The organism is Palleronia sediminis, from assembly GCF_004358695.1.
Classification (GTDB): Bacteria; Pseudomonadota; Alphaproteobacteria; order Rhodobacterales; family Rhodobacteraceae; genus Palleronia; species Palleronia sediminis.
Window position 1 is genome coordinate 166,779 of the sequence record NZ_SNAA01000005.1, and the last position, 26,540, is coordinate 193,318.

The 26,540-nt window shown below is 69.3% G+C and carries 23 protein-coding genes; 13 read left to right on the plus strand and 10 right to left on the minus strand.

Annotated features, from left to right (window positions below; all coding sequences use genetic code 11):
* The 3 genes from E2L08_RS06750 to E2L08_RS06760 all read right to left on the minus strand — a co-directional run bounded on the left by E2L08_RS06750 (window position 1) and on the right by E2L08_RS06760 (window position 2,289).
* The gene (locus E2L08_RS06750; RefSeq protein WP_133396301.1) at window positions 1-738 is read right to left on the minus strand and encodes an amino acid ABC transporter ATP-binding protein; all 738 of its coding nucleotides are present in this window, start codon (window positions 736-738) and stop codon (window positions 1-3) included.
* Window positions 738-1,409: an amino acid ABC transporter permease gene (locus E2L08_RS06755; RefSeq protein WP_133396302.1), complete on the minus strand. Its 672-nt coding sequence runs from the start codon at window positions 1,407-1,409 to the stop codon at window positions 738-740. Before E2L08_RS06755 ends, E2L08_RS06750 begins: the two co-directional genes overlap by 1 nt.
* A gap of 85 nt (window positions 1,410-1,494) precedes the next feature.
* Complete coding sequence (locus E2L08_RS06760; protein WP_133396303.1) at window positions 1,495-2,289, minus strand: basic amino acid ABC transporter substrate-binding protein; 795 nt, start codon at window positions 2,287-2,289, stop codon at window positions 1,495-1,497.
* Between the two features lie 151 nt (window positions 2,290-2,440).
* Here E2L08_RS06760 and E2L08_RS06765 point away from each other — a divergent pair, with 151 nt between their 5' ends.
* The 5 genes from E2L08_RS06765 (at window position 2,441) to E2L08_RS06785 (ending at window position 6,575) form a co-directional block, all read left to right on the plus strand.
* Window positions 2,441-3,124, plus strand: a complete 684-nt coding sequence (locus E2L08_RS06765; RefSeq protein ID WP_133396304.1) for a FadR/GntR family transcriptional regulator — start codon at window positions 2,441-2,443, stop codon at window positions 3,122-3,124.
* Window positions 3,125-3,216: 92 nt separating this feature from the next.
* On the plus strand, window positions 3,217-4,479 hold the full coding sequence (gene egtB, locus E2L08_RS06770; protein WP_133396305.1) for an ergothioneine biosynthesis protein EgtB: 1,263 nt from the start codon (window positions 3,217-3,219) through the stop codon (window positions 4,477-4,479).
* Complete coding sequence (gene egtD / locus E2L08_RS06775; protein WP_133396306.1) at window positions 4,479-5,453, plus strand: L-histidine N(alpha)-methyltransferase; 975 nt, start codon at window positions 4,479-4,481, stop codon at window positions 5,451-5,453. Before egtB ends, egtD begins: the two co-directional genes overlap by 1 nt.
* A 225-nt stretch (window positions 5,454-5,678) precedes the next feature.
* Window positions 5,679-6,209, plus strand: coding sequence for a metallophosphoesterase (locus tag E2L08_RS06780; RefSeq protein ID WP_133396307.1), 531 nt, complete (start codon window positions 5,679-5,681; stop codon window positions 6,207-6,209).
* A gap of 27 nt (window positions 6,210-6,236) precedes the next feature.
* On the plus strand, window positions 6,237-6,575 hold the full coding sequence (locus E2L08_RS06785; protein ID WP_133396308.1) for a cyclic-phosphate processing receiver domain-containing protein: 339 nt from the start codon (window positions 6,237-6,239) through the stop codon (window positions 6,573-6,575).
* Window positions 6,576-6,584: 9 nt separating this feature from the next.
* Here E2L08_RS06785 and E2L08_RS06790 read toward each other — a convergent pair whose 3' ends face one another.
* Window positions 6,585-8,828 carry an adenosylcobalamin-dependent ribonucleoside-diphosphate reductase gene (locus E2L08_RS06790; RefSeq protein ID WP_133396309.1) on the minus strand — a complete coding sequence of 748 codons (2,244 nt, stop codon included), beginning with the start codon at window positions 8,826-8,828 and terminating at the stop codon, window positions 6,585-6,587.
* Window positions 8,829-8,940: 112 nt separating this feature from the next.
* Between E2L08_RS06790 and E2L08_RS06795 the strand changes: the two genes are divergently transcribed.
* Window positions 8,941-9,363 (plus strand): DUF1489 family protein, encoded by a 423-nt coding sequence (locus E2L08_RS06795; protein WP_133396310.1) that lies wholly within the window; start codon window positions 8,941-8,943, stop codon window positions 9,361-9,363.
* Here the strand turns inward: E2L08_RS06795 and hisG are convergent.
* From hisG to hisS, 3 genes are read right to left on the minus strand one after another with little or no spacing between them, the layout of a single operon-like run.
* A complete protein-coding gene (gene hisG, locus E2L08_RS06800) occupies window positions 9,360-10,049 on the minus strand; it encodes an ATP phosphoribosyltransferase (RefSeq protein ID WP_133396311.1) in 690 nt (229 codons plus the stop codon). The genes E2L08_RS06795 and hisG overlap by 4 nt on opposite strands.
* Window positions 10,046-11,125: an ATP phosphoribosyltransferase regulatory subunit gene (locus E2L08_RS06805; RefSeq protein ID WP_133396312.1), complete on the minus strand. Its 1,080-nt coding sequence runs from the start codon at window positions 11,123-11,125 to the stop codon at window positions 10,046-10,048. The genes hisG and E2L08_RS06805 overlap by 4 nt, the downstream gene beginning before the upstream one ends.
* Complete coding sequence (hisS, locus tag E2L08_RS06810; RefSeq protein ID WP_133396313.1) at window positions 11,122-12,591, minus strand: histidine--tRNA ligase; 1,470 nt, start codon at window positions 12,589-12,591, stop codon at window positions 11,122-11,124. Before hisS ends, E2L08_RS06805 begins: the two co-directional genes overlap by 4 nt.
* A 76-nt stretch (window positions 12,592-12,667) precedes the next feature.
* Here hisS and E2L08_RS06815 point away from each other — a divergent pair, with 76 nt between their 5' ends.
* Window positions 12,668-12,850 carry a SlyX family protein gene (locus tag E2L08_RS06815; protein ID WP_133396314.1) on the plus strand — a complete coding sequence of 61 codons (183 nt, stop codon included), beginning with the start codon at window positions 12,668-12,670 and terminating at the stop codon, window positions 12,848-12,850.
* A gap of 281 nt (window positions 12,851-13,131) precedes the next feature.
* Here E2L08_RS06815 and E2L08_RS06820 read toward each other — a convergent pair whose 3' ends face one another.
* Together E2L08_RS06820 and dnaE are read right to left on the minus strand one after the other, a co-directional pair.
* Complete coding sequence (locus E2L08_RS06820) at window positions 13,132-13,440, minus strand: SH3 domain-containing protein (RefSeq protein ID WP_133396315.1); 309 nt, start codon at window positions 13,438-13,440, stop codon at window positions 13,132-13,134.
* A gap of 53 nt (window positions 13,441-13,493) precedes the next feature.
* Window positions 13,494-17,012 (minus strand): DNA polymerase III subunit alpha, encoded by a 3,519-nt coding sequence (gene dnaE, locus E2L08_RS06825; RefSeq protein ID WP_133396316.1) that lies wholly within the window; start codon window positions 17,010-17,012, stop codon window positions 13,494-13,496.
* A 190-nt stretch (window positions 17,013-17,202) separates the two neighbouring features.
* On the opposite strand from dnaE, the gene E2L08_RS06830 reads away from it, so the two are divergent.
* From E2L08_RS06830 to E2L08_RS06855, 6 genes are all read left to right on the plus strand, one after another.
* Window positions 17,203-18,738: an ABC transporter ATP-binding protein gene (locus tag E2L08_RS06830; protein ID WP_133396317.1), complete on the plus strand. Its 1,536-nt coding sequence runs from the start codon at window positions 17,203-17,205 to the stop codon at window positions 18,736-18,738.
* Window positions 18,739-18,792: 54 nt separating this feature from the next.
* Entirely contained in the window at window positions 18,793-19,878 is a 1,086-nt protein-coding gene (locus E2L08_RS06835; RefSeq protein WP_133396318.1) for an ABC transporter permease, read from the plus strand.
* Between the two features lie 13 nt (window positions 19,879-19,891).
* Window positions 19,892-20,824 (plus strand): ABC transporter permease, encoded by a 933-nt coding sequence (locus E2L08_RS06840; RefSeq protein WP_133396319.1) that lies wholly within the window; start codon window positions 19,892-19,894, stop codon window positions 20,822-20,824.
* 93 nt (window positions 20,825-20,917) lie between these two features.
* Entirely contained in the window at window positions 20,918-21,997 is a 1,080-nt protein-coding gene (locus E2L08_RS06845; RefSeq protein WP_133396320.1) for a BMP family ABC transporter substrate-binding protein, read from the plus strand.
* 137 nt (window positions 21,998-22,134) lie between these two features.
* Window positions 22,135-23,067, plus strand: coding sequence for an aldo/keto reductase (locus E2L08_RS06850; protein WP_133396321.1), 933 nt, complete (start codon window positions 22,135-22,137; stop codon window positions 23,065-23,067).
* A gap of 58 nt (window positions 23,068-23,125) precedes the next feature.
* Window positions 23,126-23,923, plus strand: a complete 798-nt coding sequence (locus tag E2L08_RS06855) for a glycoside hydrolase family 25 protein (protein ID WP_370450659.1) — start codon at window positions 23,126-23,128, stop codon at window positions 23,921-23,923.
* 90 nt (window positions 23,924-24,013) lie between these two features.
* Here E2L08_RS06855 and E2L08_RS06860 read toward each other — a convergent pair whose 3' ends face one another.
* Entirely contained in the window at window positions 24,014-26,509 is a 2,496-nt protein-coding gene (locus tag E2L08_RS06860; RefSeq protein WP_133396347.1) for a GcvT family protein, read from the minus strand.
* Between the last annotated feature and the right edge of the window lie 31 nt (window positions 26,510-26,540).

A 26,540-nucleotide genomic window follows, 5' to 3' on the forward strand; every position in this document is an offset into this window, starting at 1 on the left:
TCAGTGATTCAGAACGGCGCTGAGGAAATCCCGCGTGCGCGGCTCGCGCGGGGCGCCGAGCACCTGCTCGGGGGTGCCGGTCTCGATGATCTCCCCCCCATCCATGAAGATCACGCGGTCGGCCACCTGCCGCGCGAACCCCATCTCGTGCGTGACCACCACCATCGTGACGCCGGTGCCGGCGAGGTCGCGCATCACGTCGAGCACCTCGCCCACCATTTCGGGGTCGAGCGCCGATGTCGGCTCGTCGAACAGCATCACCTGCGGCTCCATCGCCAGCGCGCGGGCGATGGCCACGCGCTGCTGCTGCCCGCCCGAAAGGTTGCCGGGATACTTGTCGGCCTGCTCGCCGATGCCCACGCGCGCCAGCAGCCTGTCGGCCTGCGCGGCGGCATCGCCACGCCCGGTTCCGCGCACGCGGCGCGGGGCCAGCATGACGTTCTCGCGCACCGTGAGATGCGGGAACAGGTTGAAGGACTGGAACACCATCCCCACCTCGGCGCGCACCTTGGCCAGCGACCGGCCCGGCACGACGGGGATATCGTCGACACGGATCTCGCTGTCGTCGGAAAAGGTCTCCAGCCGGTTGATGCAGCGGATCAGGGTCGATTTGCCCGATCCCGACGGGCCGACGACGCAGACGACCTCGCCCTTGGCGATCTCGAGGTCGATCCCCTTGAGCGCCTGGAAGCTGCCGTAGAATTTCCGAAGATTGCGGATCGAGACAAAGGCGGCCATCAGCGCGCCCCCTGTCCGAAGCGGCGCTCCATCCGCGACACGGCCCAGACGAGCGGCCACAGGAACGCGATATAGATGACCGCCGCGCCGATCAGCGGGCTGGGATTGGCGGCCAGCGCCTGCGCCTGCGTTGCCTGTTTCAGCAGGTCGGGCATGGCCACGACCGAGGCGAGCGCGGTGTCCTTGACCACGTTGATCGAATTGTTGGTCAGCGGCGGGATCACGATCTTGACCGCCTGCGGCAGGATCACGTCGGTCATGGTCTGGCGGTGGTTGAGGCCCAGCGCGGCGGATGCCTCGAACTGGCCCCGCGGGATGGCCTCGATCCCGGCGCGGAAGATCTCGGCGGTATAGGCGCCCGAGACCAGCGTCAGCGCCGACATGGCCGAGGCAAACGGCGACAGCCGCAGCCCGACGAAGGGCAGCGCGTAATAGACGATGATGAGCAGAACCAGCAGCGGGATCGACCGGAAGATGTCGATATAGATGCGCGTCAGCAGACGCACCGGCCCCGGCCCGTAAAGCCGCACCATCGCGAGAAACAGCCCAAGGATCAGCCCCGCCACGATGCTCGCCACGCCGAGCTGCACCGTCACCCACAGCCCCTGCATCAGCAGCGGCCAGGTCCGCAACAAAACCTCGGTGTTGAAGAAGGTCTCGAAGATATCCATGCGGGGCCTTGGCTGGTCGGGAAACGGGAAACACGAAACGGCGGGCCGGGGGTCGCGCCCCGGCCCGCGCCAGACGGTCGGTCGATCAGTCGAGCGACGGCATCGGGCGGACCTGCACGGTCGAGGTCGTGTCCTCGGGGGCCGCGCCAAACCACTTTTCATGCAGATCGGCCACCACGCCCTCTTCCTTGAGGGTGGTGAGCACGTCGTTCACCTGGCTCGCCAGCTCGGAATCCTTGGCGAACATCATCGAATAGGCCTCGCCCGTCTCGATGCGCTGCACGACCTTGAGCTGCGGCTTGTCCTTGACGTAGTAGAGCAGCGCCGGAATGTCCGAGATATAGCCGTCGATCCGCCCCGCCGTCAGGTCGAGCATCGCGGGCGCGAGCCCCTCGTAGCTGCGCACATCGGCGAACCCGTACTGGTCGCGGTTTTCCGACACCCACATGTCCCCGGTCGAGCCGGTATCGACGCCGACGACCTTGCCCTCCATCTCGTCGAGCGAGGCGGGGCCGCCCTCGGCCACGGTCAGCGACTGGTCGCTGTCGTAATAGGGCTGGGCAAAGGACACCGATTCGAGCCGCTCGTCGGTGATGGTGATGGACGAGGTGGCGATGTCGATGCGCCCCGACTGCACCGCCGAGAACAGCCCGTTGAAGGGGATGTTGACGATCTCGACCTCGGCGCCCAGCCGCTCGGCCACCGCGTTCACGAGGTCGATCTCGAATCCCACGACCTCGCCGGTCTCGTCCTGGAACTCCCACGGGACGTTGCCGATATTGGCGCCCACGGTCAGCGTGTCCTGCGCCATCGCGCCCCCGGCCGAGGCCCCGAAAAGGGCGAGCCCCGCCACCGCGGCCTTAAGGTGATTCCCGATCATGTCATGTTCCCCGTTGATTGGTTGGTTGTGTTTATGCGTTGACCGGCCAAACCGGTCTGACCAGTATGCAAGCACCGACGCGCAACAAACGCAACAGTCTTGATCGCCGGGCCTTGCGCGGCCCGCCCCCGCCCGCGAGAAAAAGGCCGCCATGCAGACCAAGATGCCGGTGATCGAGACCGTCGCCCGCCAGATCCAGGACATGATCCGCGACGGCGCCCTGCGCCCCGGCGACCGCATCCCGTCGCAGCGGGTGCTGTCCGAGCGGCTCAAGGTGTCGCGCCCGTCGCTGCGCGAGGCGCTGCTCACGCTCGAGACGCTGGGCCTTTTGCGGACCTATCCCGCGCGCGGCACCTTCGTCGTGGATCGCGACGCCGAACCCGCCGCGCCCGGCGCGTGGCGCTATGGCGACGATTTCGATATCGCCGACGTGTTCCGCACCCGGCTCGTGATCGAGCCCGAGCTTTGCCGCGTCGCGGCCGGGGTCATCACCGACGCGCAGCTCGCCGAGCTCGAGGCCGCGAACGCCCGGTTCGACCGCGCCTGGCGCGACGCCGATCTCGTCACCCATGTCGAGGCCGATCTCGCCTTTCACCGCGTCGTCGTGGATGCCAGCCCCAACCGGCTGCTGCGGCGGCTCTATTATTCGGTCCACGACCTTCTGACCGAAAGCCAGCGCCAGCCCATCCCCAACACCGCGCAGGACCGCATGGCCCAGTCCATTGAGGAACACGCCGCCATCGTGGCCGCGCTGCGCGCGCGCGATGCCGACCGCGCGGCGATGCGGATGCGGGTTCATATCGGCAACACCGCGCTTTGCGCCGGCATCCGGTGAGATCGCCGCGCCCCGCCTTGACACGCCGCGATTTCGCTTAGGTTGAGAAACCTGCGCCAGCAGGACGTCAGCCACACCAAGGAGTGACCCGGATGAAAGTCGCCCCCGCCCCGCTTCATCCCAACGAGGCGCTCGAGCTTTTCGCCCGCACCCGCGCCCGGACCGAGGCGCTGGCCGCGCCGCTCTGCCCCGAGGACACGATGCTGCAAAGCATGGAGGACGCCTCGCCGGTCAAGTGGCACCTCGCGCACACAACCTGGTTCTTCGAGGAGTTCATCCTCAAGCCCCGCCTGCCCGATTACCGTTCGCCTGACGACCGTTTCGCGTTCCTGTTCAACTCGTACTACACGCAGGCCGGGCCGCGTCACGCGCGCGACCGGCGGGGGCTCGTTTCGCGCCCCGAGGGGCAGGCCGTCGCCGGCTATCGCGCCCATGTCGAGGAAAGCCTGTCGGACCTGCTCGACAGCCACCGCGACGACAGCGACGAGATCGCCGAGCTGGTCGAACTGGGCTGCCACCACGAGATGCAGCACCAGGAACTGCTGGTGACCGACCTGCTGCACGGGCTCAGCTTCAACCCGCTGCTGCCCGCCTACAAGGATCCCGAGCCGCTGCCCGTCACCTCCGAGGTGGCGCTGGCCTTTACCCGGCACGCGGGCGGGCTGGTCGAGATCGGACATGCGGGCGGCGGCTTTGCCTATGATTGCGAGGGGCCGCGCCACAAGGTCTGGCTCGATCCTTTCGAGATCGCCGACCGCCCCGTGACCAACCGCGACTGGATCGCCTTCATGGAGGATGGCGGCTACGCCGATCCGCGCCATTGGCTGATGGAGGGTCACGCCACCGCCACGCGCGAAGGCTGGGACCGGCCGCTTTACTGGTGGCAACAGGATGACGAGTGGTGGACCTATACGCTGCGCGGCCCGCAGCCCGTCGCGCTCGACGCGCCGGTGGTCCATGTCAGCTATTACGAGGCCGACGCCTTTGCCCGCTGGGCGGGGGGGCGGCTGCCCACCGAGGCCGAGCACGAGGTCGCGTTCCGCGACCGCCCCATCGCGGGCAACCTGATGGGCGACGCGGGCGCCATCGGGGCGCTGCGGCCCCTGCCCGGTCCGGGGATCTGGGGCGATGTCTGGGAATGGACCGCGTCCGATTTCGCGCCCTATCCGGGGTTCCGCCCGCCCGAGGGGGCGCTCGGCGAGTATAACGGCAAGTTCATGGTCAACCAGCGCGTTCTGCGCGGCGGCTCCTGCGCGACGCCGGCGCCGCAGATGCGCACGACCTACCGGACGTTCTTCTACCCCCACCAGCGCTGGCAGATGTTCGGCCTGCGCCTTGCCAGGGATGCCGCCTGATGGAGGATGCCGCGACGCGGCCTGCCGCCGATCTCAACCGCCCCCTGCTCGAGGACGCGCTGGCCGGGCTGTCCGCCGCGCCAAAGACGCTGAGCCCCAAATGGCTTTACGATGTCAACGGCAGCGCGCTGTTCGAGCAGATTACCGGCCTGCCCGAATACTACCCCACCCGCGCCGAGGCGAGCATCCTGCGCGACCGCGCCGCGACGCTGGTGGGCTTCGTCCCGCCCGGCGGCGCGCTGGTCGAGCTGGGCTCGGGCGCCTCGGTCAAGACGCAGCTTCTGCTCGATGCGGGGCGGCATTTCGGCGCCTATGTGCCCATCGACATCTCGGCCGAGTTCCTGGCCAGCACGGCGGCGGGGCTCGCGCTGCGCTATCCCGATCTGCATATCGCGCCGGTCACGGGCGATTTCTCGGGGCCGCTGAGCCTGCCCGATACGGTGATCGGGCTGCCCAAGACGGCGTTCTTTCCCGGCTCGACCATCGGCAACCTCCCCCCCGCGACCGCCCAGGCGCTGCTGCGCAACATCCGCGGCTGGCCGGGGATCGAGGGGTTCCTGCTGGGCGTCGACCTGGTCAAGGACACCGCGACGCTCGTTGCCGCCTATGACGACGCGCAGGGCGTCACCGCGCGGTTCATCGGCAATATCCTCGCCCGGCTCAACGCCGAGGCGGGGGCGGATTTCGACCTCGCGTCCTTCGACTACCGCGCAAGCTGGAACGCGGATCTCGCGCGGATCGACATGGCGCTGGTCTCGACCCGCGCGCAGACCGTCACGCTGGCCGACACCCGCATCGCCTTTGACGCGGGCGAGGCGATCCATGTCAGCGCCTCGCGCAAATTCACGCGCCAGAGCCTCGCGCGGCTGGTCGAGGCGGCGGGCTGGCGCATCGGCGACTGGTTCACCGACGCGGACGACCTGTTCGCGGTGGCCTGGCTGACGCCGGCGAGGGAAAGCCGCCCCGCGACCTGATCGCGACGGCAAAACGGATCGCGCCATTGACACCGCGCGATCCGTTCATCACGATTGCGCCATGATCGCCCGGCACCTCATACGCGCATAACACCCACCGCCCCCCCGCGGGGCCATTGCCGTATTCCGCCGCAACCGGGGCCGAGCCGCCCCCCACCTTTTCCCGCCATTTTCCCGCCCGCGCCCCCGGCGCAGCCCATACCCGTTTTCCGAGGTCCGACACGCATGGCCAACTGGTACACCGCCGATCTGCATCTCAACCATCAAAACGTCATCCGCTATTGCAACCGCCCCTTCGCGACGGCGGCCGAAATGGATCGCGCCTATATCGAAACGCTGAAATCATGCATCGGCCCGCGTGACGATCTGTGGATCCTCGGCGATGTCGCGATGATCTGGAACGCGCCCCATCGCGAGTATATCGCCGCGCTTTTCCGCGAGGTCGCCGGGCGCAAGCACCTCGTCACGGGCAACCACGACAACCGGCATACCGCGAAACTGGGCTGGGCCTCGGTCCAGCAGATCGCCGAGCTGCGCGATGACGGGACGCGGCTTGTGCTATGCCATTATCCCATGCTGTCATGGCCCCGGATGCATAACGGCGCGGTGCACCTGTTCGGGCATGTCCACACCGAATATCCCGGCTATCGCGGCGCGGTGAACGTGGGCGTCGATCAATGGGACCATCGCCCGGTTCGCATCGACGAGATCCTGGACCGCGAAAGGCATCTGCCCGAACGTCCCCGGATCGTCTGATCCGCGATCCGCAGGAAAGGCCCGCCAATGACCTATGCGCTTTTCATCGACGACGAACGCGACCCGCCCGCGGATGGCAAGCTGTGGCGCATCGCGCGCAGCCTGCCCGAGCTTCGCGCCATGCTCGACCGCCACGGGCCGCCGCATCACGCGAGCTTCGATCACGATCTCGGCGAGGGGATGGAGACGGGGCTGGATATCGCCAAATTCATGGTCGAGCAGGATCTCGAATACCGCGCCGGCGAAAGGGCCACGCCCCTGCCGGTCGGGTTCTCGTTCTACGTCCATTCCCAGAACCCCGTCGGCGCCGAGAATATCCGCAGCTACCTGGGAAATTACCTGGCGGTCAGGAACGGCCTTGCCTGACCGCCCGCCCTAGCCGCATTGCGAATAGCCGCAGGTGAGGCAGGTCAGGCAGCCTTCGTCGGGGCGGGTGTCGTGGCTGCCGCAATTGGGGCAGGCCGCGCCGAGGGCCGCGATGGCGGCGGGCCCGGCCTCGGGGTCGGTCTTGAGCCCCAGCCCCGCACCCGCGATGAAGCCGGTCTCGACCAGGTGCCGCTCGATCACGTTGCCCATCGCGGCGAGGATCGAGGGGATATAGCGCCCGTCCATCCACGCCCCGCCGCGCGGGTCGAACACGGCCTTGAGCTCTTCGACCACGAAACTCACGTCGCCGCCGCGCCGGAACACCGCCGAGATCATCCGGGTCAGCGCGACGGTCCAGGCGAAATGCTCCATGTTCTTGGAGTTCACGAAGATCTCGAAGGGGCGCCGCGCGCCGTCCTGAACGAGGTCGTTGATCGTGATGTACATGGCGTGGGGGCTGCCCGGCCACTTGATCTTGTAGGTCCGCCCCTCGAGCGTATGGGGCCGGTCGAGCGGCGCGCCCCGGTCCGGGCCGTCCTGCGGGGCCGCCGGCGCCTCGGGCGAGACGCTCAGCACGCTGCCGGTGACGGCGTTCGGGCGATAGGTGGTGCAGCCCTTGCAGCCGCTTTCGTAGGCCGCGAGATACACGTCCTGGAACGCCTCGAACCCGATATCCTCGGGGCAGTTGATGGTCTTGGAGATCGACGAATCGACCCATTTCTGCGCCGCGGCCTGCATCCGCACATGCTCGACCGGGGTAAGGGTCTGGGCGCTGACGAAATGATCGGGCAAGGGCGCGTCGCCATGCAGGTCGCGCCAGACCCGGACCGCGTAATCGACGACCTCCTCCTCGCTGCGGGTGCCGTCGCGCTGAAGCACCTTGCGCGTATAGGCATGGGCAAAGACCGGCTCGATCCCCGACGACACGTTGCCCGCAAGCAGGCTGATCGTACCGGTGGGCGCGATCGAGGTCAAAAGCGCGTTGCGGATGCCGTGCTTGCTGACCGCGCGCCGCACGGCGTCGTCAAAGGCCTGCATCTGCGGCGCGGCGAGGAACGCCTCGGCATCGAAAAGCGGAAAGGCGCCCTTTTCCGCAGCGATCCCGGCCGAGGCGAGATAGGCCGCCCGCGCGACGCGGTGCAGCCAGTCCGAGGTGACGCGCGCGGCCTCCTCGCTGCCATAGCGCACCCCCAGCATGGCCAGCGCATCGGCCAGCCCCGTGACGCCCAGCCCGATGCGGCGCTTGGCGGCGGCCTCGCGCGCCTGCGCCTCGAGCGGAAAGCGGGACACGTCGACCACGTTGTCCATCATGCGCACGGCCACGGTCACCAGGTCGTCCAGCGCCTCGGTATCGAGCGCGGCCCTTTCCCCGAAGGGATCGTCCACCAGCCGCGCGAGGTTGATCGAGCCCAGCAGGCAGGCGCCATAGGGCGGCAGGGGTTGTTCGCCGCAGGGGTTCGTCGCGGCGATGGTCTCGGCATAGGCGAGGTTGTTGGCCTCGTTGATCCGGTCGATGAAGATCACGCCCGGCTCGGCATAATCATAGGTCGCGCGCATGATCTGCGCCCAGAGATCGCGCGCCCGGATCCGCCGCACCGCCTGCCCGTCAAAGACCAGATCCCACGGCCCGTCGGTCTTGACCGCCTCCATGAAGGCGTCGGTGACGAGAACGCTCACGTTGAAATTGCGCAGCCGCGCGGGGTCGGACTTGGCGGCGACGAAGGCCTCGATATCGGGGTGGTCGCAGCGCAGCGTGGCCATCATCGCCCCGCGCCGGGCGCCCGCCGACATGATGGTGCGGCACATCGAATCCCACACATCCATGAAGGATAGCGGCCCGCTGGCATCGGCCGCGACGCCCGCGACACCGGCACCCCGGGGCCGGATCGTCGAGAAATCGTAGCCGATGCCGCCGCCCTGCTGCATGGTCAGCGCCGCCTCGCGCAGATGCTCGAAGATGCCCGACAGGCTGTCGGGGATCGTGCCCATGACGAAACAGTTGAACAGCGTCACCGACCGCCCCGTGCCCGCCCCCGCCACGATCCGCCCCGCGGGCAGGAACCGGAAATCCTCGAGCGCGTCGTAGAACCGCCCCTCCCACAGGGCGGGATTGGCCTCGGGCGCGGCGGTGGCGCGGGCGATGCGCCGCCAGGTGTCCTCGATCGTGGCGTCGATGGGCGTGCCGTCGGCGGCCTTGAGGCGGTATTTCATGTCCCAGACGGTTTCGGCGATGGGGGCGGTGAAACGGGACATTGGAAAGCTCCGGCAAATGTGAGGGCGGCGCGGGCTGTCGCATGGCGACTCGGGGGTGGAAAGAGTATATCTCGTGGGCGAATGCTGTGAAGACGCGAGGGGTTGGGGCCGCATGCTGCACATGATGAAACTGTCGGTCGGTTCGGACAGCATCGAAAGCATGGCCGAATGGCAGCGCGCCCAGTCGGGGCAGCGCGTCGATGGCCGCTATTACCACCTCACGCGGATGTGGCCCAAGCGCGGCGACGAGATCCTCGCGCAGGGCGGCTCGATCTACTGGGTGATCCAGGGGGTCATGCTGGCCCGCCAGAGAATCGAGCGGTTCGAGCCGATGGAGGGCGCCGACGGCATCCGGCGCTGCGCGATTTTCCTCGACCCCGAGATCGTGCGCGTCGCCGCCACCCCGCGCCGGCCGTTCCAGGGCTGGCGCTATCTCGACGGCGCCGACGCCCCGCCGGACCTGCGCGGCGATACGGGCGGCGACGACCTGCCGCCCGCCCTGCGAGCCGCCCTGGCCGAGATCGGCGTGCGCTAGAGCCCCAGCCGCCTGCGCAGCCGGGCGAGCGCCGCGCGATCCTCGTCGGTCCAGGGCGCGCTGCGCGAGCGGAACAGCGTCGCCTGGCTCGACAGGATCGGGGGGCCGGACAGCGCGCGCAGGTGGTTGGCGCGCAGGGTCTCGCCGGTGGTGGTGATATCGGCGATGGCCTCGGCGGTCTCGTTGCGCACGGTGCCCTCGGTCGCGCCCTGGCTGTCGACGAGGCGGTAATCGGCGACGCCGTGATGGCGCAGGTAGTCGCGCACGAGCCGGTGGTATTTTGTCGCGATCCGCAGGCGGAACCCGTGGCGGGCGCGGAAATCGGCGGTGACGGAATCCAGGTCGCCGACCGTGCGCACATCGGCCCAGAAGGCCGGCACCGCGACGATCAGATCGGCCTGCCCAAAGCCCAGCCGGGCCAGTTCCTCGACACGGTCCTCCCACGACACGATGCGTTCGCGCACCATGTCCTGCCCGGTCACGCCCAGATGCAGGCGCCCGGCGGCAAGCTCGCGGGGGATCTCGCCCGCGGCCAGCAGGACGAGCTGCACCGCGTCGTCATCGACCGCGCCCAGGTATTCGCGCTCGCCCCCGCCCTTGCCCATCGGCACGCCGCGCGCGCCGAACCAGTCGAAGGTCTTGTCCATCAGCCGCCCCTTGGACGGCACGCCGAGCTTGAGCATCATGCCCTCCCCGACGCGGCGGCAGCGGCGGCGAGCGTTGCGGCCGGGCGGATCACGCCGCCGATGGCCGGGACCGCGCGCCCCTCGCCCAGCTTGCGCGTCAGTGCGTCATAGCGCCCGCCCGTGGCCACGGGGGGCAGGTCGGGACGGCCGGGGCGCGAGAACGAGAACACGAAGCCGTCGTAATATTCCATGGTCGAGCGCCCGTGACTGCCCGAAAAGGGCAGCGTCTCGACCGCGACGCCGGCCGCGTCGAGCGCGCCCAGCCGCGCGTCGAGCCGGTCCACCGCCGGCTCGAGCCCCGGCAGATCGGTCGCGGCATCGCGCAGCCGGCTCAGCGCCTCGGGCGCGGGCGCGTCGAGCGACAGGATCTGGTCGAGCAGCCACACCTGTTCGGACGGGATCGGCGGCTCGGCCGCGGCGCGGGCCAGCATCGCCAGCCGTTCCTCGACCTCGGCACGGCTGCGCAGGCCGATCTCGGGGGCCTCGGCGGCGCCGGGAACGGGTGGATCGAGACGCAGGGTGGACGAGAACCGCTCCATCAGGGCGCGGAACCGGCGCGGCCGCCAGATATGGCGCAGAAGCGCCGCGCGGCGCCGTTCGGACACCGACAGCGCCCCGACCGCCGCGGTCAGGATTCCGATATCGCCGGTGCCCACCCGCAGGCCCAGCGGCGCGAGCAGATCCGAGAACAGCGCGAAGACCTCGGCATCGGCAAGGGCGGGATCGTCGCCGCCGAACAGCTCGAACCCGACCTGGATATATTCCGAAGGCCGTTCGGGCGCCGTTTCCTGCCGGCGGAACACCTCTCCGGCATAGGCGTAGCGCGCCGGATCGCCGCCGCGCGCCATGTGCAACTGCACGATGGGCACGGTGAAATCGGGGCGCAGCATCGCCTCTCCGGCGAGACCCTGGGTGGTGAAGGCGCGGGCGCGGATATCCTCGCCATAGAGGTCGAGCAGCGTCTCGGCCGGTTGCAGGATATCGGCCTCGGCCAGGGTCGCGCCCGCATCGAGGAACGCGCCGAGAAGCCGCGCGGCCTCCGCCCGCTCGGCGGCCTTGCCGGCGCCGTCGCTCATCCCAGCCGCTTTCGGATCTCGGCGACCATATCGGCACGGGGGCATTCGACCTGCGCGGGCTGGTCGCGCCATTCCTCGTGCGTCAGCTCGGCCGCGAGCCGGGCGCCGAGTTTCAGATCCTTGATCTGGACGACCCCGCGCGCGGCCTCGTCCTCGCCCTGGATGATGGCGATGGGGGCGCCGCGTTTGTCGGCATATTTCAACTGGTTGCCAAAATTCCTGGGGTTTCCGAGGTAAACCTCGGCCCGAATGTCGGAATTTCGCAATTCCGCCGCCATCGCCTGATAGTCGGCCATCCGGTCGCGATCCATCACGGTCACGACAACCGGGCCGTCATCGGCATCGGTGAACCGGCCCTGCGCGGTCAGCGCGGCGAGCAGGCGGTCGACCCCGATCGAGACACCGGTGGCGGGCACTTCCTGGCCGGTGAACCGCTTGACGAGATCGTCGTAACGCCCGCCGCCCGCGACCGAGCCGAAGCTGCGCGGGCGGCCGTCCTCGCCCGCGATCTCGAAGGTCAGCTCGGCCTCGTAGACGGGGCCGGTGTAATAGCCGAGGCCCCGCACCACGCCGGGGTCGATCACGATGCGGTCGGGGCCATACCCCTGGGCGCCGAGCAGGGCCGCGATCTCGGCCAGTTCGGCCACGCCCTCGGCCCCCACGGCGCTGTCGCCGACGAGCTCGGTCAGGCGGTCGAGCGTCTCGCGCCCGCTGCCGCGCCGCGCGGCGGTAAAGCCGAGGACGGTTTCGGCGGCCGCGTCGTCCAGCCCCGCGCCACGGGTGAAATCGCCCGAGGCATCCTTGCGCCCCTCGCCCAGAAGCGCGCGCACGCCGTCCTCGCCCAGCCGGTCGAGCTTGTCGATGGCGCGCAGCACGATGCCGCGCCGATCGGCGTTGTCGTCCCCCGCGAGGCCCGCGACCTCGAGCACGCCGTTCAGCACCTTGCGGTTGTTCACCCGCACGACGTAATCGCCGCGCGCGATCCCCACCGCCTCGAGCGTGTCGGCCAGCATGGCGCAGATCTCGGCGTCGGCGGCCATGGAGGCGCTGCCCACCGTATCGGCATCGCATTGATAGAACTGCCTGAATCGCCCCGGTCCCGGCTTTTCGTTGCGCCAGACCGGCCCCATCGCGTAGCGGCGATAGGGGCTGGGCAGGTCGTTGCGATACTGCGCGGCGACGCGGGCCAGCGGCGCGGTCATGTCATAGCGCAGCGCCAGCCAGTCGCCGTCTTCTTCCCAGGCGAAAACGCCCTCGTTGGGGCGGTCGACATCGGGCAGGAACTTGCCCAGCGCCTCGACCGTCTCGACCGCGCTGGTCTCGAGCGCGTCGAACCCGTACAGGCGATAGACGCGCGCGATCTCGGACAGCATGGACTGGCGGCGCGCGACCTCGGCCCCGAAATAGTCGCGGAAACCCTTGGGCGTCTGGGCCTTGGGGCGGGGCTGTTTCTTGGGTTTCGGCATGGGAAACGTCTGGCCTCCTGGACGCGGCTCGTCTAGCCCAGCCCCATCACCATCGCAAGCAAGCCCGGAGGCGCGGATGTCGGACGAGACCGAGGAACGGCTGGCCCACCTGATCCGGGCCAATGACGAGCTGTCGGACGAGGTCGCGCGGCTGGGCCGGATGGTCGAACGGCTCGAGGCGCGGGTGGCGCGGCTGATGGCGCGCGAGGCCGATGGCGGCGCGGCCGTCTTTGCCGACCGCCCGCCCCCGCATTACTGAGGCGCGCGCGGCTGCGCCCCGGTCGCGGGGTCCGCGCCGGGGTGGGTCGTGCCGACCCGTGCCGTTCATGTGATACCGTCCAAAGGAATAGGCGGCGCCGCCCGTGAGGTCGCGAGTTCGGAACGGGGCGTCACCCCCGGCCCGTCGAGTTCACCGGTGAAACCTGCGAAGCGGATGCGTCCGATTGCCAGGCCGAACGCCCCCTTCCGATTTCGCTGTCTCCCTTGCGCGCAGGCCCCTTTTGCCACCCGAGCCATGAAGATCGGGTTAAGCGGGCGCGCTCAAATCGGGCAGAGATAGTCGCCAAAGACAAAGCCCGCGGGCAGGTCGCGCAGGAACTGCTTGCCCGGCCAGCCCAGCACCACGACCGGGAGCCATTTGCCATGGGTCGGGCTGCCGCGCGATTCGACCACCGTGCGGGGCGGCAGGCGCATCAGCATCGGGTTCGACGCGCCCGGCCCGCTGCGCAGCGCGAGGAAATTGTCGCCGCCGGGATCGAGCCGGCAGACCTCGTATCCGCGGCCCGAGACCGCGTGGGCGGCACCGGCAACGGAAAGCGACAGGGCGATGCAGAGAGCGAGGAGTTTCATGGCGCGGCGTCCTTTCCCGGCCAGCCTGCCACATGGTTTCCCCTACGTCACCCCTAGAGATCCTCGACCGTCATCACGCCGCTGAGCGACCGGATCGCACCCTTGACCTGGGGTGTCACCGGCCATGTGCCGCCCAGCTCGACCTCGACCTCGCCGGGCAGCTCGGGGTCGAGCAGGCACAGGCTGACGGGGCCGCGGGCGCGTACCTTGGCGTCGCGCGCGGCGCGGTCGAGCACCGATTGCACCAGCGCCACGGCCTGCGCCTCGTCCACAAAGATGCGCAGCCCCGCGCCATCGACATCCGACACCGCCACGTCGATCGGCGCGACCGATTTGCAGAGCAGCTTGAGCTGTTCGGATTCGACCGTCACCTCGACCTGCATCACGACATTCGTGCCGGGCTCGAGATGGTCGCGGCTGGCCTCGAGCACGTCCGAGAACACCATGCATTCGAAAAAGCCCGACGGGTCGGACAGCCCGACAAAGGCAAAGCGGTTGCCCTTGGCCGACTTGCGTTCCTGCCGATGCGCGACGGTGCCCGCCAGCCGCGCGACATGGGGGGTGGTGCGGGCCTTTTCGTGGGCCTGCTGCACGGTCATCACGCCCTTGCGCTTGAGCGCGCCCATGTAGTCGTCGAGCGGATGCCCCGAGAGGTAGAAGCCGACGGCCTTGTGCTCTTCGGCCAGCCGTTCGGATGGCAGCCAGTCCTCGGAGGGACGCATCCGCGGCTCGGGCAGGTCGTCGCCCGCATCGCCGAAGAGCGACACCTGGCTCGAGGTCTTCTGCTCGTGGATGGCGGCCGAGTAGGCGACCAGCGCATCGAGGCTGTCGAAAACCCGGCGGCGGTTGGCGTCGAGCGCGTCGAAGGCCCCGGCGCGCGCCAGCATCTCGAGCGGGCGCTTGCCGACCCGTTTCATGTCGACGCGGCGGGCCATGTCGTAGAGCGTCGCAAAGGGCCTGTCGCCGCGGCCCTCGACGATCAGGCGCATGGCGTCCATGCCGACCCCCTTGAGCGCACCCAGCCCGTAGAGGATTCGCCCGCCCTCGACCGTGAACCCGGCCATGGAGCGGTTCACGCAGGGCGCCAGCACCTCGATATCGAGGCCGCGCCTCGCCTCTTCGGTATAGACGGCGAGCTTGTCGGTGAGGTGGATGTCGCAATTCATCACCCCGGCCATGAACTCGACCGGGTGGTTCGCCTTGAGCCATGCCGTCTGGTAGCTGACCACGGCATAGGCGGCGGCGTGGGACTTGTTGAAGCCGTAATTGGCGAATTTCTCGAGCAGGTCGAAGACCTCTTTCGCCTTGGCCTCGCTCACGCCGTTCTCCATGGCGCCGCGGGTGAACTTGGGCCGCTCGGCGTCCATGGCTTCCTTGATCTTCTTGCCCATGGCGCGGCGCAGCAGGTCGGCGCCGCCGAGGCTGTAGCCCGCCATCACCTGCGCGATCTGCATCACCTGTTCCTGATAGACGATGATGCCCTGCGTTTCCTCGAGGATATGGTCGATCAGCGGGTGGATCGACGCGATCTCGCGCTGTCCGTTCTTGACCTCGCAATAGGTGGGGATGTTCTCCATCGGGCCGGGGCGATAAAGCGCGACCAGCGCCACGATATCCTCGATGCAGGTGGGTTTCATCCGGCGCAGCGCATCCATCATGCCGGTGGATTCCACCTGGAACACGGCCACGGTGCGGGCGCGGGCGTAGAGCTCGTAGGTCGCGGGATCGTCGAGCGGGATGAGCTCGATCCGGTTCTCGGCCCCCGGCGCGGGATCGTAGAGCGCGCGCCCGTCCGCCGCGCGGTGCAGCGGCCGCGTCGCGGTAACGAGGTTCACCGCGTTCTGGATCATGGTCAACGTCTTGAGCCCGAGAAAGTCGAACTTGACCAGCCCGGCCTGCTCGACCCATTTCATGTTGAACTGCGTGGCCGGCATGTCGGATTTCGGATCGCGATAGAGCGGCACCAGCTCGTCGAGCGGCCGGTCCCCGATGACGATCCCCGCCGCGTGGGTCGAGGCGTTGCGGTTCAGCCCCTCGACCTGCTGGCCATAGGTCAGGAGCCTGTCGACGACCTCTTCGTTGCGGGCCTCGTCGCGCAACCGCGGCTCGTCGCGCAGGGCCTGCGCGATGGACACGGGCTTGACCCCCTCGACCGGGATCATCTTGGACAGCCGGTCCACCCACATGAAGGGCATCTGCAGCACCCGCCCGATATCGCGCACCGCCGCCTTGGACAGCAACGCGCCGAAGGTGATGATCTGCCCCACCCGGTCGCGGCCGTATTTCTGCTGCACGTAGCGGATGACCTCCTCGCGGCGGTCCATGCAGAAATCGATGTCGAAATCGGGCATCGACACCCGTTCGGGATTGAGGAACCGCTCGAAGAGCAGCGAATAGCGCAGCGGGTCGAGATCGGTGATGGTCAACGCATAGGCCACCAGGCTGCCCGCGCCCGATCCGCGCCCCGGCCCCACGGGAATCCCCTGGTCCTTGGCCCATTTGATGAAATCGGCCACGATCAGGAAATAGCCGGGAAAGCCCATGGATTCGATGATCCCGAGCTCGAACTCGAGCCGCGCGTCATAGGTCTCGCGCGGGGCGGCGGGCTCGATCACGGCCAGCCGCGCGTCGAGCCCCTCGCCGGCCTGCCGCTTGAGCTCCTCGACCTCGTCATCGGCGAAACGCGGCAGGATCGGGTCGTGGGTCGACACCGCAAAGGCGCAGCGGCGCGCGATCTCGACGGTGTTCTCGATGGCCTCGGGCAGATCGGCGAACAGCGCGGCCATCTCGGCCGGCGTCTTGAGGTAATGCTCGGGCGTGAGACGGCGGCGCGGCTCGTTCTGGTCGACATAGGCGCCCTCGGCGATGCAGAGCAGCGCGTCATGGGCCTCGTACATGGCGGGGTCGGGGAAATAGGCGTCGTTCGTGGCGACGAGCGGCAGGTCCATCGCATAGGCCATCTCGACCAGCCCGCGCTCGGTCAGGCGCTCGGCCTCGGGGGCGGCGCCGTCCTCGCCGCGGTGACGCTGAAGCTCGACATAGAGGCGGCCGGGAAAGATCCCCGCGAAGCGCGCCAGCAGCGTCTCGGCCTCGGCGCGCTTGCCGTCCTGCAAGAGCCGCCCCAGCGGCCCCTCGGGCCCGCCGGTGAGACAGATCAGCCCCGCGCCATGCGCGGCGAGGTCGTCGGGCGTGACATGCGGCCGGTCGCGGTCGCCCTCGAGATAGAGTTTCGAGTTCAGCTTCATGAGGTTGCCATAGCCCGTGGCATCCTGCGCCAGCAGGACCACCGGCGCGGGCGGGGGCGGACCCTGCCGGCCGGGGCGCGCCACCGCCCCGAAGGCGCCGAGGCCGATCTGGCAGCCGACGATGGGCTGCACGCCCTCTTTCGCGGCGGCGATCGAGAATTCCAGCGCGCAGAACATGTTGTCGGTATCGGTGACGGCGACCGCGGGCATCCCCATGGCGGCCACGCGGCCGGGAAGCTGTTTCAGCCGCACCGCCCCCTCGAGCAGGGAGTATTCGGTATGCACCCTGAGGTGGACGAAGCGGGCATCGGGGGGGGACTCGGACATGCGTGCGATCCTATCGCCGCGTGCCCCCCGCCGCCAGAGCGTCGCGCGCCCCGACGCGGCGTCACCGGCGCCGCGGGCCGTGTCCCGCGCGCCGCGCCCTGCCGCGTCCCGCCCGCGGGGCATTGCGAAAGACGGGGCCGGCGCGCTAACACGGCCCCAAACGCGGGGCGCAAGGGAAAGGGACGGGGCGATGGAGGATGGCACGGCCCCCCTGCTGGCGCTGTCGGGGCTGACGAAATCCTATCCCGGCGTGCGCGCCAACGACGACGTGAGCTTTGCGATCCACGCGGGCGAGGTCCATGCGCTGCTGGGCGAGAACGGCGCCGGGAAATCCACGCTGGTCAAGACGATCTTCGGGCTAGTTGCGCCCGATGCGGGCGAGATGCGGCTTGCCGGGAAACCCTTTGCCCCGGCCTCCCCGCAAGAGGCGCGCGCGGCGGGCATCGGAATGGTCTTCCAGCATTTCTCGCTGTTCGACGCGCTCGACGTGGCCGAGAACGTGGCGCTGGGCATGGACACGCCCCCGCCGCGCCGCGTGCTGCAGGACCGTATCGCCTCGGTCAGCCGCGAATACGGGCTGCCGCTCGATCCGCGCCGGATCGTGGGCGATCTGTCGGCGGGCGAACGCCAGCGGGTCGAGATCGTGCGCTGCCTGCTGGGCGCGCCGCGGCTGCTCATCATGGACGAGCCGACCAGCGTCCTCACCCCGCAGGAGGTCGCGCTGCTGTTCGCGACGCTGCGCCAGCTCACCGCCGAGGGCACGGCGATCCTCTATATCTCGCACAAGCTCGACGAGATCCGCGCGCTGTGCGACCGCGCCACGATCCTGCGTGGCGGGCGCGTCGTCGCCTCGGTCGACCCGCGCGAAAGCTCGGCGCGCGACCTGGCCGAGATGATGGTGGGCGAGGCGCTGAGCGCGCCCGCGCGCAGCGGCGCGGCGGGCGGCGGCGAACTGCTCGAGGTCGACGCGCTGTCGCTGCCGCCCGCCCATGCCTTCGGCACGGCGCTGCGCGAGGTGTCGCTGACGCTGCGCGCGGGCGAGGTGCTGGGCATCGGCGGCGTCGCGGGCAACGGGCAGGACGAATTGCTGGCCGCGCTCTCGGGCGAGATGCGGGCCGATGCGGGCCGCATCCGCCTGCGCGGCACGGGCGTGGGGCGGATGGGGCCGGTGGCGCGGCGCGCGCGCGGGCTGCTGGCCGCGCCCGAGGAACGGTTGGGCCATGCCGCCGCGCCCGACATGAGCCTGACCGAGAACGCGGTGCTCTCGGCGCATACCCGCAAGCGGCTGGCGCGACGCGGCTTCATCGACTGGCGCGCGGCGCGCGCCTTTGCCGACGCGGTCATCGACCGGTTCGACGTGCGCACCCCCTCGAGCCGCACCGCCGCGCGGGCGCTGTCGGGCGGCAACCTGCAGAAATTCGTCATCGGGCGCGAGATCATGCAGGACCCGGTGGTGCTCGTCGTCAACCAGCCGACATGGGGCGTCGATGCCGCGGCCGCCGCCGCCATCCGGCAGGCGCTGATCGACCTGGCGGGGCGCGGCGCGGGGGTGATCGTCATCAGCCAGGATCTCGACGAGCTGATGGAGGTCTCGGACCGTTTCGCCGCGCTCAACGGCGGGCGCCTCTCGGCCCCGCGCCCCGCCGCCGGACTCAGCGTCGACGAGATCGGCCTGATGCTGGGCGGCACCCACGACATGGAGGCCGCCCATGCCCATCCGCATTGAGCCTTCTCTGTTTCCTGAAATACTCATGGCGCGACACGCGCAGGGGCCGCGCCGATGATCCGCCTGGAAAAGCGGCCGCAGCCGTCGCGCGCCTGGTCCTGGGCGACCCCGCTGCTGGCGGTGGCGCTGACGCTGCTGGCGGGCGGGCTGATGTTCGCCGCTCTCGGCAAGGACCCGGTCGCGGCGCTCCGCACGATCTTTCTCGATCCGCTGTTCGACCCGCAATTCGCGGCCTATTCGCGGCCGCAGCTTCTGGTCAAGGCCGGGCCGCTGATCCTGATCGCGGTGGGGCTGAGCCTGGGGTTCCGCGCCGGCGTGTGGAATATCGGGGCCGAGGGCCAGTATATCGTCGGCGCGCTCTGCGGGGCGGGGGCGGGGCTCGCGCTCTATCCGCTCGAGGCGTGGTGGATCTTTCCGATGATGGTGCTGGCGGGCGCCGCTGGCGGGTTTCTCTGGGCGATGATCCCCGCGATCCTGCGCATCCGGTTCAACACCAACGAGATCCTCGTGTCGCTGCTGCTGGTCTATGTCGCCGAGAACCTGCTGGCGTCGATGGCGGTGGGTCGGCTGCGCAACCCCGAAGGCGGCGGCTTTCCCGGCTCGCGCAACCTCGCGCAATGGTCCTCCTCGGCCAATCCCGAGCTGATCCCCGGCACGGGAATGCATTGGGGCGTGGCCGCGGCCTTCATCGCGGTGATCCTCGCCTATGTGCTGCTGCAACGGCACCTGATGGGCTTTCACATCCGGCTTGCCGGGCAGGCGCCGCGCGCGGCGCGGTTTGCCGGGGTGCGCCCGGCGGTGCTGGTGGCGTTCTGCCTCGGGGTGTCGGGGGCGCTGGCGGGGCTGGCCGGCATTTTCGAGGTGACGGGCCCCTCGGGGCAGATCAGCATCGACTTCAACGTGGGCTACGGGTTCACCGCGATCATCGTGGCGTTCCTGGGCCGCCTGCACCCGGTGGGCATCCTCTTTGCCGGGCTGCTGCTGGCGCTGACCTATATCGGCGGCGAGCTCGCGTCCTTCATGCTCAACATTCCCGCCGCCGCGATCCAGGCCTTCCAGGGGATGCTGCTGTTCTTCCTGCTGGCCGTGGACGTGCTGACGAACTACCGGATCCGGCGCGGCCGGACCGTCACCCCCTGAGCGGAGCGCGCCGATGGACCTGACGGCCATATCCCCTGCCCTTCTGGTCGCATCGCTGATGGTGGGGGCGACGCCCCTGCTGCTCGCGGCACTGGGCGAGCTGGTCGTGGAAAAGGCGGGCGTGCTGAACCTCGGGGTCGAGGGCATGATGATCGTCGGCGCGATCTGCGGCTTTGCCGCCGCCGTGCAGACCGGATCGCCGCTGGCGGGCTTTGCCTTCGGGGCGCTTTGCGGGGCGGGGCTGTCGATGATATTCGCGGTGCTGACGCAGGTGATGCTGTCCAACCAGGTGGCGACGGGGCTGGCGCTGACGCTGTTCGGGCTGGGGCTGTCGTCGCTGGTGGGCCAGGGCTATATCGGGATCAAGCCGCCGCCGACGGTGCGGCTCGACCTCGGGCCGCTGTCGGATATCCCGTTCCTCGGCCGCGCGGTGTTCTCGCATGACTGGGTGGTTTACGGCTCGATCGCGCTGACGGCGGCGGTGTGGTGGTTTCTCAACCGCTCGCGCGCGGGGCTGACGCTGCGCGCGGTGGGCGAGAACCACGACGCGGCCCATGCGCTAGGCATCCGCGTGGTGGCGATCCGCTTTGCGGCCATTGCCTTTGGCGGGGCCTGCGCGGGCCTCGGCGGGGCCTATGTCAGCCTTGTGCGCGTGCCGCAATGGACCGAAGGCATGACGGCGGGTGCGGGCTGGATCGCGCTGGCCATCGTCGTCTTTGCCTCGTGGAGGCCGGCGCGCGTGCTGGTCGGGGCCTATCTCTTCGGCGGGGTGACGGTGCTGCAGCTCAACCTCCAGGCGGCCGGGTCCGCCCTGCCGGTCGAGTACCTGTCGATGTCGCCCTATGTCGTCACCATCGTCGTGCTGGTGGTGATGTCGGCGCGGCGCGGCGCGCGTTCGACCGCGGCGCCCGCGAGCCTCGGCAAGCCGTTCCACGCGACGGTGTAAGACGGGCGCCCGCCCCTCGCGCGGCTTGCGGAAATGCCGCCGCGCGCCCATGATCGCGCGAGAGATCAACGCAGATATCAGGGAGTGACCCCCATGCTTCGCAGAACCCTTCTGGGCGCCGCCGCCTCGGCGCTGGCGCTTGCCACGGGCGCCATGGCGCAGGACAGCGACAAGACCAAGGTGGGATTTGTCTATGTCGGCCCGATCGGGGATGGCGGCTGGACCTACGAGCACGACAAGGCCCGGCAGGCCGTCGAGGCCGAGTTCGGCGACACGGTCGAGACGGTCTACCAGGAAAGCGTCCCCGAGGGCGCCGATGCCGAGCGGGTGATGACCCAGATGGCGCTGTCGGGCGCCGACCTGATCTTTTCGACCTCGTTCGGGTTCATGGACCCGACGATGAACGTGGCGGCCAAGTTTCCCGACGTGAAGTTCGAGCATGCCACCGGCTACAAGACCGCCGACAACGTCTCGAACTACTCGGCGCGGTTCTACGAGGGGCGCGCGGTGCAGGGCCTGATCGCGGGCGAGATGACCGAGACGAACAAGATCGGCTACATCGCGTCGTTCCCGATCCCCGAGGTGATCCGCGGGATCAACGCCGCGTGGCTCGCCGCGAAAAAGGTGAACCCCGATGTCGAGTTCAACATCGTCTGGGCCTACACCTGGTTCGACCCCGCCAAGGAGGCCGACGCCGCCAAGGCCCTGATCGAGCAGGGCGCCGACGTCATCCTGCAGCACACCGATTCGACCGCGCCGCAGGCGGCGGCGGCCGAGGCGGGCAACGTGATCACGTTCGGGCAGGCCTCGGACATGAGCGAATACGCCCCGAAACCGCGGGTGAGCTCGATCATCGACAACTGGGCGCCCTATTACATCGACCGCGTCCGCGCGGTGCAGGAAGGCACCTGGGAAAGCCAGTCGGTCTGGCAGGGCATCGGCGAGGGCATGGTCGGGATCGGCGAGATCTCGGACGCGGTGCCCGAGGATGTGCGCGCCGATGCGCTCGACCTGAAGGAACGGCTGGCCAGCGGCGAGACCCACCCCTTTACCGGGCCGATCAACCGCCAGGACGGCACGCCGTGGCTGGCCGAGGGCGAGACCGCCGATGACGAGACGCTGCTCGGCATGGATTTCTTCGTCGAGGGGCTGACGGGCGAGATCCCCAATTGAGCGCCGCGCGCGCGTGACACGACCGCGATGCCCGGCCATGGCGCCGGGCATCCCCCAAGGGCGCCCATATAGGCAAAGCGCCGCCAATCGGGCGATTGGCGGGTGCGCGTTCGACCGAACCATGGCAGGTCTGCGGCATGGATCCGATCACCTCTCCGGACGGCACGCCCGTCTCTCCGCTGGCCTTCGGCACGATGCAGTTCGGCGGCCGCGCCGACCCGGACGAGGCGGCGCTGATGTACCGCGCCTGCCGCGAGCATGGCGTGACGATGTTCGACACCGCGCCGGTCTATGCCGACGGCCGCGCCGAAGAGATCCTCGGCCGCCTGATCGCCGATGACCGCGACGGGCTGATCGTCGCCACCAAGTCCGATTTCACCCGCGGCAACGGCCGCACGGCCATCGCGGAATCGTGCGAGGCCAGCCGGACGCGGCTGGGGATCGACCGGATCGACCTGTTCTACCTGCACCGCTTCGACCCCGAGACGCCCCTGCCCGAGAGTTTCGAGGCGCTGGCCACGCTGAAATCCAGGGGGCATATCCGCCGGATCGGGGTGTCGAACTTTGCCGCGTGGCAGGTGATGAAGGCGCAGGCCGCGGCCACCGCCGTCGGGCTGCGGATCGACGCGATCCAGCCGATGCTTAACCTCGTCAAGCGCCAGGCCGAGGTCGAGCTTTTGCCCATGGCGCGCGACCAGGGAATGTCGGTCTTTCCCTATTCGCCGCTGGGCGGGGGGCTTTTGACCGGCAAGTACCGCGCCGGGATGCAGGGTCGGCTGACCGAGGACGACGCCTATCGGCGCCGCTATGGCGAGGAATGGATGCACAACACCGCCGCCGATCTCAAGACGATCGCGCTGCAATACCGCACCGATCCCGAAACGCTCGCCGTCGCCTGGGCGATGCGCCGCCCCGGCGTGACCGCGCCGATCCTGGGCGCGCGGTCGCTCGAACAGCTCTTGCCGTCGCTGGCCGCGCTGTCGGTCAGGCTCGACGATGCGCTCTATGCCCGGATCACGGCGCTGGGCCGCAGCCCCGCCACCGCCACCGATCGCAGCGAGGAGGCCTGAGCGCCGCCCCGCCCCGTTCCCGTTCCGCCCGTTCCGCTTTCCGAGGATCGCCATGACGCTGACCCGTTTCCCCGCAATCTGCGCCCTCTCGGCCCTGCTGGCGCTGGCCGCCTGCGGCGGCGGCCGCACCGTCGGACTGCCCTCGCCCGATATCGGGGCGGCCACCGTGACGCGCGCCGATTTCGGCGACAGCGATCCGACCGACTGGGGCGGGCCGGGCCCGGCCGCCTACGCGGTGCACGGGATCGACCTGTCCAAGTTCCAGAGCCGCGTCGACTGGCGCCGTGCCCGCGCGGCGGGAGTGAATTTCGCCTTCATCAAGGCGACCGAGGGGGGCGACCGGCTCGACCCCTATTTCGCCGAGAACTTCCGCGGCGCGACCGAGGCCGGGATCGCCCCCGGCGCCTATCATTTCTACTATTTCTGCACCGATGCCGAACGGCAGGCGCGGTGGTTCATCGAGAACGTGCCGCGCACGCCCGGCGCCATGCCGCCCGTGGTCGACCTGGAGTGGAACCCGTTCTCGCCCACCTGCACCTATCGCCCCCCCGCCGAAGAGGTGCGGGCCGAGGTGACGAAGTTCATGGACATCATCGCGCGCCATTACGGCCAGCGCCCGATCATCTACACTACCCCCGATTTCTGGGAGCGCAACGAGATCGCGCGCCTGGGCGGCGAGACGTGGCTGCGCGCCGTGGCCGAGACGCCCGACAAGGTCTATCCCGGCGCGCGCTGGACCTTTTGGCAATATACCGGGACGGGGATCATCGACGGCATCGCGGGGCCTGTCGATATCAACGTCTTTGCCGGGTCGCCGGCCGAGTGGCGCGCCTGGCGGGCGGCCCGCGCGATCTGAGACCGCGCGCCGGCGGCGGCCGGAGCGTTCGGGGTATTTGCAAAGAGAAGACGGGGGCGGCGCCGCATCGGCCGCGCCCCCGCGCCCCTGTCAGCCGTCGGCGCGGATGCGCGCGTTCTGCGGATCGTACGGGCTGTCCTCGGTCACTTGCGCGTCGTGGAGGTCGCGGAACATCCGCACCTTGAGCCGCGTGCCCGGCGCGGCGAGATCGGGGCGGACATAGCCCATGGCGATCGGGCGGTCATGCGCGACCGAATAGCCGCCCGAGGTCAGGCGCCCGACCGTTTCGCCGTCATGCAGGATCGCCTCGCGGCCCCAGGGGTCGGCATCGCCCGGCCCCGCATCGAGCAGGAGCGTCACGCAGCGCGCACGGATGCCGGTGTCCTGCATCGCATACTTGCCGTGGAACTCTTTCGAGAGATCGACGAAGCGGTCGAGCCCCGCCTCGAGCGGGGTGGCGTCGCGGCCGAGTTCGTTGCCGAAGGCGCGGTAGGATTTTTCCTGCCGCAGCCAGTTCTGGGCGCGCGCGCCGACGGGTTTGAGCCCGTGCGGCGCCCCGGCCTCCATCAAGCGGTCGAAGAGGTGGTTCTGCATCTCGACGGGGTGATGAAGCTCCCACCCGAGCTCGCCCGTATAGGCAACGCGGATGGCGGTCACGGGCACCATGCCGAGCTCGATCTCGCGGGCCGAGAGCCACGGAAAGCGCGCATTGGACAGCGCGGTGTCGGGATCGGGATCGCGGATCAGCGCCTTGAGGATGTCGCGCGCATTGGGGCCGGCCAGCGCGAAGACGCCGTATTGCGTGGTCACGTCCTGAAGCACCATCGCGCCGAAGCGCGGCGCCATGTCCTCCATCGCGCGGCGCAGGTAGTCGGCGTCATAGGCCGCCCATGCCCCGGCGCTGACGAGGTAATACTGGTCCTCGGCCTGGCGCAGGATGGTGTATTCGATGCGCGTCGTGCCCGCGCCGGTCAGCGCGTAGGTGAGGTTGACGCGCCCGACACGGGGCAGGCGGTTGGTGGTGAACCAGTCGAGAAACGCGGTCGCGCCCGGCCCTTTCAGCACATGCTTGGCAAAGGCGGTGGCGTCGATGAGCCCGGCCGCCTCGCGGATCGCGCGGGCCTCGTCGCGGGCATGGGGCCACCAGCCGCCGCGGCGGAAACTGCGCGCCTGCGCGTCGTCGAACCCCTGGGGGGCGAAGTAATTGGGACGTTCCCACCCGTTCACCGCGCCGAACTGCGCCCCCAGCGCGGCCATGCGGTCGTAGCAGGGCGCCGTCCGCAGCGGGCGCGTGGCGGGCCGTTCCTCGTCGGGGTGATGGAGGATGAAGACGTGTTCGTAGGCCTCTTCGTTCTTGGCCACGGACCAGTCGGTGGTGATCCAGTCGCCGAAGCGGCGCGGATCGAGCGAGGCCATGTCGATCTCTGCCTCGCCCTCGACCATCATCTGCGCGAGGTAATGCCCCGCGCCCCCGGCCGCCGTGATGCCGAAGCTGAACCCCTCGGCCAGCCACATGTTGCGCAGCCCCGGCGCCGGGCCGATCAGCGGGTTGCCGTCGGGCGTATAGCAGATCGGGCCGTTGAAATCGGCCTTGAGCCCCACCTCTTCGGAGGAGGGGATGCGGTGGATGAAGGACATGTACTCGGCCTCGATCCGGTCGAGATCGAGCGGAAAGAGATCGGCGCGGAAACTGTCGGGCACGCCATAGCGGAACCGCGCCGGCGCGTTGCGTTCATAAGGGCCGAGGATCCAGCCGCCGCGTTCCTCGCGGACATACCACTTGGCATCGGCATCGCGCAGCACGGGATGCTCGGCATGGCCCTCGGCGCGCCAGGCCTGCAACGCGGGATCGGGTTCGGTGACGATATACTGGTGTTCGACCGGGATCGCGGGGATCTTGATGCCCAGCATCCGCGCGGTGCGCTGCGCGTGGTTGCCGGTCGCGGTGACGACATGCTCGGCGCGGATGACCTGCCGCTCGTCGGTGGGCACGAGGTTGCCGCCCCGCTCGGCCATCCGGGTCACGCTGACGCGCCAGTGATCGCCCGCCCAGTCATAGCCGTCGACCTGCCAGCGGCGTTCGATCGTGGCGCCGTGCTGGCGCGCGCCCTTGGCCATGGCCATCGAGACGTCGGCGGGGTTGATGTAGCCGTCGGTGGGGTGAAGGATCGCGCCCACGAGATCGTCGGTGCGCACCAGCGGGAAACGCTCGGCGATATCGCGCGGCGTCAGCCATTCGAAGGGCACGCCCACCGTCTCGGCCGTGGCCGCGTAGAGCATGTATTCGTCCATGCGGGCCGTGGACTGGGCCATGCGCAGGTTGCCCACCACCGAGAACCCCGGATCGAGATCGGTCTCGGCCTTGAGGGTCTTGTAGAACCGGATCGAGTAGTCGTGAATCCATGTCGTCGCGTAGGACATGTTGAAATAGGGCAGAAGCCCCGCCGCATGCCATGTCGACCCGGCGGTCAGCTCGTCGCGTTCGAGCAGCATCACGTCGCGCCACCCCGCGCGGGCGAGGTGATAGGCGATCGAGGTCCCCACCGCGCCACCGCCCACGACAAGGGCCTTTACGTCCGTTTTCATCATGTCACTCCGTCCCGGCCCGCCCCGCATA